Raw genomic sequence first — 6,216 nt, 5'->3', positions numbered from 1 at the left:
AACCCCGGAGGAAGTACTTGGTAACTAAGTTGCCATAGAAGTAGACCAACCGTTGGAACTTCCCATTGTGGGCGTAGTGGCCGATTATCATACCAATACATTCGGCAGCGAGATTCCTCCCCTTCTTATTACTAACCTCCGTTCTCAATACAGTCATCTAAATCTAAAGGTAAATATGCCTCAAGCCGAGGAGGTCATCGAGGAGCTTCAATCGCTTTGGCTGAGTAATTACCCGGACTTTCCGTTCAAGTATCGTTTCCTGGATGATGCTATTGCGGGATTTTACGAAGAATACCAGCGGCTATTGTCACTTACTCAATTGTTCTCAGGTATCGCCATAGCTATTGGCTGTCTCGGGTTGTATGGTCTGGTGCTCTTTATGGCTGAGCAACGCACCAAGGAGATTGGCATCCGTAAGGTGTTAGGAGCTTCGGTGCAGCAGTTACTAACCCTGTTCTCCGGAGAGTTTATCAAACTCGTACTGATTGCTTTCGCTTTAGCAGCACCTTTGGCCTACTTTCTTATGAAGCAGTGGTTAGAAAACTTTGTTTACCGAATCAATATTGGTGCTACCGTATTTATTGGCTGCTTATTGATTACTCTACTGCTAGTCATTGCTACCGTCGGATACCGCTCTACCAGAGCCGCCCTAGCGAATCCAGTGAATAGTTTACGGAATGAATAAATAAACGGTAGAGGGTGGATGGTAAAGGGTAGAAGGTTGTCTATGCCATTAACCCTTCACCCTCTACCCTTTACCCGCGCCGCGTAGGCTTTAACCCTTCAAACTATGATCAGAAACTACTTCAAAGTTGCTTTTCGCTCAATGTGGCGACAGAAGCAAGGAACCGTAATCAACATCCTGGGTCTTTCGGTCGGAATGGCGGTTTGTATTCTCATTGTATTGTATGTGCAAGATGAACTTTCGTTTGACCGTTTTCACGCCAATGCCGAGCGGATTTATCGGATAGCGGGAGAATATGATCAAGGCGGAGATGCTCTCAATCGGAGTGCTATTACTACGTATTTATTGGGTGATGATCTGGAGGAAGGCTTCTCAGCTATTGAAGAAATAGTGCGTATTGACAACTTCAGTGGTGCCTTAGTTACTTACCAAGATCAGCAGTATATTGAAAAAGAGGTTTACTACGTAGACAGCACGTTTCTAGATATTTTCTCATTTCCTTTACTCGAAGGGAATACTCAAACGGCTCTGAACGCTCCTAACTCGGTTATTTTAAGTCAGGCAATGGCTGAGAAATACTTCAAATCTACTTCAGCGATAGGTGAGACTCTTACCTTTTTTGATACACTATCGGTGGTGGTAACCGGGGTAATGGAAAATATGCCTAGCAACTCTCACTTACAGGCTGACTTTCTCGTATCAATGAAGACTATAGAATCTCTCTATCCTCAGTGGGTTTTCGAGAACCGTACGGGTACCAGCCACTATACTTACGCGCTACTAGCGGAAGGAGCTGATACCGAAACCTTGGCTGCCCAGATTAATCAGCACGTTGTAGAAAACTGGGGAGAAGATGCAGTCCGTCAACGACAATATTTCCTACAAGCACTAACCGATATTCACCTTCGGTCACAGTTAATTGGTGAGATTAGTCCCAATGGGGATATTCGGTACATTTACCTTTTTTCGGTGGTGGCTCTGCTGATTGTTCTGATTGCGAGTATCAACTACATCAATCTGGCTACTGCCTACGCTATGAAACGATCGAAAGAAGTAGGCGTTCGTAAGGCCTTGGGGGCTTTTAAAAAACAACTAGTAATACAATTTTTAAGTGAAGCAGTACTGGTGGTAGTTATTGCCTTCGTGGTTGCCGGATTTTTAGCTGAGCTGAGTATGCCGCTCTTTCGGGAAATCACCGGAAAAGACACCACCTTAAATTTTCTGGATAACTTTTCTATGATTGGATACTTACTGCTTATCGCGTTGGGTATTGGTCTATTATCGGGTAGTTATCCGGCTTTCTTCATCGCATCTTTTCCCTCTATTGATGTAATGAGAGGCAGCTTCCAATCGGAAGGCAGCGTTCATCTGGTACGAAAAGGATTGGTAGCTTTCCAATTCCTGGCCTCTATCTTATTGCTGATAGGAACGATGGTTATCTTTAAGCAACTAAATTTTCTTCACCAAGAGAAACTAGGCATTACTACTGAACAAATAGTACTGGTTCCTCTACCAACCGAGTCTATCCAACAAGGGTACGAAACGATAAAGAATCGCTTATTGCAAGACAGTCGCTTCCTGAGTGTTACTGCATCTGACGCTCCCCTTACCCAGCGGGTGGGCGGATGGCGACCCTACTACTTACATGGTTCGGATGAAAGTACCATGATTCCAACGATGGTGGTAGAACAAGATTTCTTCTCGACACTGGAAGCTACTTTTGCCGATGGTAGAGATTTTTCATCAACTCGTCCTACCGACGTATCTGAGGCCTACATTATCAACGAAACTGCTCAGAAATTCCTTGAATTAGAGTCGCCAGTAGGAACCCCTATTATTGGGATGGCATTTACCGGCAGTGAATGGTCTAAGAAAAATGCTCAGATTATTGGAGTGATTGAAGACTTTCATCTAGCTTCACTGCATACTGAGATTCAACCGATGATTTTCTCGTTGCATTCCGAACAGACTATGCCGGTGAAATTCATGGCTATCCGAGTTGCTGGCGACTTATCCGGAGCGGTAGAACACTTAGAGGCTACGTGGCAAGATATGGCATTTGAGCGATCCCTCGCTTACTCTTTCATGGACGAAGATATATACGCGCTCTACCAGGGAGAAGAACGCTTTCTTCAAATTTTTACGCTGTTCTCAATACTCACTTTGTGCATCGGCGGATTGGGGGTCTACGGTTTAGCCTCATTCTTAGTAGTTCAACGAAATAAAGAAATTGGTATTCGAAAAGTGTTAGGAGCCACCGTGAATAGCATCGTCGTGCTTCTATCCAAAGACTTTACTAAACTTATCCTGATTGCCTTTTTAATCGCAGTCCCGGTAGGATACTTGGTGATGAATCAGTGGTTAGAAAACTTTGCTTACCGAATTGGCATGGGAGTCAGTATCTTCATTACGGCGGGTGGAATTTCTCTACTGATCACCTTGCTCACTGTTAGCTACCAATCCATAAAAGCCGCGTTGGCGAACCCTATGGACTCACTTAGAAATGAATAACCTACAATTTAATGAACAGTGTCTCCGTAGCGCGGCAGTGAATAATTGTTCACTACTAATTGCTCATTGTCAATTGTTTATGAGTCTTCCCAACTACCGTGTTTCAGCCAGCCTTCAAACCATTTCTGTAATAGAGGAATAGCGAAAAAAACTGCGTAAGGTATTTCAATTACCGATATGACGAGTGTTTTCAGGGGTACTGGCCAGTCAGACATTACTGGGCCTAGTAGCCATTGGGCCAGGGTAACGGCGGGGTAAATTGCGAGCCAGACAATTACGGCAAAGCGGTAACGAGGAGCTTTTTCTTCTTTAGGACTTGGTTTCATAAACGAAGTTTATTTCACTAAGCCGTAACAAGCAAGTTTGTTATATTTTTTAGTCAGTATCTACACTGCGCTACAAAAAGACTACATCTTCAACAATAGCTTCGCCGAATTCTTGAAGAAATTTAGCGAGAATTTTTGATCTTGACATATTCAACTCCTGCTTAAGAGGAGCCGAGCTAAGTTTGACATAAAGCACACGGTTGCTTACGTAGATTTTATCGGTACGGCGAGCAACAGGATGCCCCATCAGCCGCTCCCACGACTGAATGAGTTGAGTCTGCTCGTACTTAGCTTTTAATTGATAGGTATCCAGTAATTGGCTGAGAGCTTCGCCAACAGTAGATAATTCAGCATTTCTTCCCCGTTGATTGGGATTAGTGTATTTGGGCATATGGTTCGTTTTAATGAATAATGACTGATGGTGGGTGATTAATGTCCTTTATTATTCATTAATTATTACTCATTGAAATCGGTAGTTCAGCCATAGTTTCTCCCCAAGCCATTCGCATTGCGTCATCGTCAAACTGAATGGTAAATGCCTCTACCGACTCCTCCAGCGAACTTACCGTAGCCTCAGTCCGAAGTACGTCATTGCTCTCATCATAGCGATAGGCACCCCAGTAATCGAGGTCGGAACTAAAGATGACCGTCCACTTATCTTCATTTGGAATGGTAAATAGAGAGTAGGTACCCGCCGATAGTTTTTTTCCACCAACCATTACATCTTGAAATACTTTCACTTCGGTGGCTTCATTAGCTCCGGTGCGCCATACTTTTCCGTAGGGCTCCTTATCGCCTAGTATGGTACGACCGTTTAGTTGCGGGCGGCTGTAAGTAACTTTCATCATGGGCTCGTCTCCCGGTTCACGGTCGTGAGCGAAATTATCAGGATAGTAAGCAATATCTAGAGGGCTTTTATCCAGACCCCGGAAGTCCTGACTCGTGGCTAGGGTACTTATCAAGAAAAAACAGCTTAGAAAAAACAGGGTAGCTCGCATGGTAAACAGATTAGTGGTGAATTAGTAAGATACGGATTTTATTGGTTGGGAAAAGTAAAAATATGCTCATTTAAGCGATTGAGTGTCTCCACTTTATACTGGTTGTCAATAAGCAGCGAAATATTAAACCTACTGCCCCCGTAAGAAAGCATCCGTATCGGAATATCATCAATGGCGTCCACAATTTTTTTCAGTACGCCTACTTTCTGGAATGGCATATTGCCAACCACACACACAATGGTATGGTTACTATCTACTTCTACTTGACCGTAGGTTTCTAGCTCTTGTAGAATATCTGATAAGTACTGCTGATCATCTATAGTCAGCGAGATACCTACTTCCGAAGTGGTAATCAGATCAATTGATGTTTTATACTTCTCGAAGACCTCGAAAACTTTCCGTAGAAATCCGTACGCTAATAACATTCTTGACGACTTAATCTTAATGGCAGTGATGCCATCTTTGGCCGCTACGGCGGTAATGGGCCGATCTTCCTGATGGTCAGAAATTAATGTGCCGGGGGCTTGGGCATCCATCGTATTTAGTAAGCGCACCGGTATATTAGCCCGCTGAGCCGGACGAATGGTGAACGGATGCAGTATTTTTGCCCCAAAATATGCCAGTTCAGCCGCTTCGTCAAATGAGAGTCTATCGATGCGGAAGGTTCTTTTCACAATACGTGGATCGTTATTGTGCATCCCGTCAATGTCTGTCCAGATTTGAATTTCTTCTGCCTTTACTGCCGCTCCAATTAGAGAAGCCGTATAATCGCTACCTCCTCGTTGCAAGTTATCAATCTGGTTCTGACTATTCAGACAAATGTAACCCTGAGTGATAAATAGCTTAGTATCGGAATACTGATCTAATAATGCCTTCAGCCGTTCTTGTGTAAATGCTTCGTCTGGCTCTTGATTGGCATCAATCCGCATAAATTCTAGTGCCGGCAGTAGTACAGCTGGCATACCCTGAGATTTTAAGTAAGCGGTAAACAGCTTGGTAGAAAGCAATTCGCCTTGCGCCAGTATCTCTTTTTCTGCGTCCGCACTAAACGGATTCTGGATTATAGCACTGAGGATTTCAAAATGAGATTCAAGAATTGCCTTACTCTCTTTTCGAGCACTTTTCTCAGCTAGCAATCCGAGGCAAAACGAGTTGTAGTGTTCTTTTAAGTCAGTAGTCAGGCGATTGGCTTCGTCTACCTGCTTCAACTGTAGTGCTTTTCCGATCTGTACTAGCGTATTGGTTGTGCCCGATACAGCAGATAGTACCACAATTTTTGGTTCGGATGATTGCGTAACTAATTCAGCGACCCGGTGCATCCGTTCCGGTGAACCTACCGAAGTACCGCCAAATTTTAAGACTTTCATAGGGAATGATAGTTCAATTGTTAAATGGTTCGACTGTTCAATTGCCGGGGGCTTGGGGCGGGGAGTTTATGCGACTTATCCTATCACTTAACACCTTGCTCCCTGGCCCCAAGCTCCTATTCGTTAAACCCTAGCATCTTGATAGCCGTTAGTGCCGCCTCATCGCCTTTGTTTCCGTGTTTACCGCCCGCTCGGTCAAGCGCTTGTTTCTGGTCTAATGTAGTTAACACTCCAAAAATGACTGGCTTATCGTATTTTAGGGACACATCCTTAATGCCCTGCGCCACTGACTGGCAGATATAGTCGAAGTGAGGGGTCTGCCCCTGAAC

General features: G+C 44.1%; 7 protein-coding genes. 2 read left to right on the top strand and 5 right to left on the bottom strand.

The window, feature by feature from the left end; all coding sequences use genetic code 11:
- The first annotated feature begins 175 nt into the window (after positions 1-175).
- Together WBA23_RS13000 and WBA23_RS12995 are read left to right on the top strand one after the other, a co-directional pair.
- A complete protein-coding gene (locus WBA23_RS13000) occupies positions 176-685 on the top strand; it encodes an ABC transporter permease (RefSeq protein ID WP_424582707.1) in 510 nt (169 codons plus the stop codon).
- Positions 686-790: 105 nt separating this feature from the next.
- On the top strand, positions 791-3,196 hold the full coding sequence (locus WBA23_RS12995; protein WP_424582706.1) for an ABC transporter permease: 2,406 nt from the start codon (positions 791-793) through the stop codon (positions 3,194-3,196).
- A 77-nt stretch (positions 3,197-3,273) separates the two neighbouring features.
- Here the strand turns inward: WBA23_RS12995 and WBA23_RS12990 are convergent, their stop codons facing one another.
- The 5 genes from WBA23_RS12990 to WBA23_RS12970 form a co-directional block, all read right to left on the bottom strand.
- Positions 3,274-3,522, bottom strand: coding sequence for a hypothetical protein (locus tag WBA23_RS12990; protein WP_424582705.1), 249 nt, complete (start codon positions 3,520-3,522; stop codon positions 3,274-3,276).
- Between the two features lie 70 nt (positions 3,523-3,592).
- Positions 3,593-3,913, bottom strand: a complete 321-nt coding sequence (locus WBA23_RS12985) for a DUF721 domain-containing protein (protein ID WP_424582704.1) — start codon at positions 3,911-3,913, stop codon at positions 3,593-3,595.
- 58 nt (positions 3,914-3,971) lie between these two features.
- Positions 3,972-4,484 (bottom strand): DUF2911 domain-containing protein, encoded by a 513-nt coding sequence (locus WBA23_RS12980; protein ID WP_424582703.1) that lies wholly within the window; start codon positions 4,482-4,484, stop codon positions 3,972-3,974.
- Positions 4,485-4,558: 74 nt separating this feature from the next.
- Entirely contained in the window at positions 4,559-5,887 is a 1,329-nt protein-coding gene (locus WBA23_RS12975; RefSeq protein ID WP_424582702.1) for an aspartate kinase, read from the bottom strand.
- A 116-nt stretch (positions 5,888-6,003) separates the two neighbouring features.
- Positions 6,004-6,216: 6,7-dimethyl-8-ribityllumazine synthase (locus WBA23_RS12970; RefSeq protein ID WP_424582701.1), on the bottom strand; the 213-nt coding region annotated here is incomplete at its 5' end.

The sequence above is a fragment of the Tunicatimonas sp. genome (genome assembly GCF_049647865.1).
Classification (GTDB): Bacteria; Bacteroidota; Bacteroidia; order Cytophagales; family Cyclobacteriaceae; genus Tunicatimonas.
Note: the sequence above shows the minus strand (reverse complement) of the source record. Positions and strands in the feature narration are given on the sequence as shown.

What these genes read in the sequence shown, in the direction of transcription:
- WBA23_RS13000 (WP_424582707.1), top strand. Translation starts at nt 176, where the DNA reads ATGCCTCAAGCCGAGGAGGTCATCGAGGAGCTTCAATCGCTTTGGCTG.
- WBA23_RS12975 (WP_424582702.1), bottom strand. Translation starts at nt 5,887, where the DNA reads ATGAAAGTCTTAAAATTTGGCGGTACTTCGGTAGGTTCACCGGAACGG.
- WBA23_RS12990 (WP_424582705.1), bottom strand. Translation starts at nt 3,522, where the DNA reads ATGAAACCAAGTCCTAAAGAAGAAAAAGCTCCTCGTTACCGCTTTGCC.
- WBA23_RS12985 (WP_424582704.1), bottom strand. Translation starts at nt 3,913, where the DNA reads ATGCCCAAATACACTAATCCCAATCAACGGGGAAGAAATGCTGAATTA.
- WBA23_RS12995 (WP_424582706.1), top strand. Translation starts at nt 791, where the DNA reads ATGATCAGAAACTACTTCAAAGTTGCTTTTCGCTCAATGTGGCGACAG.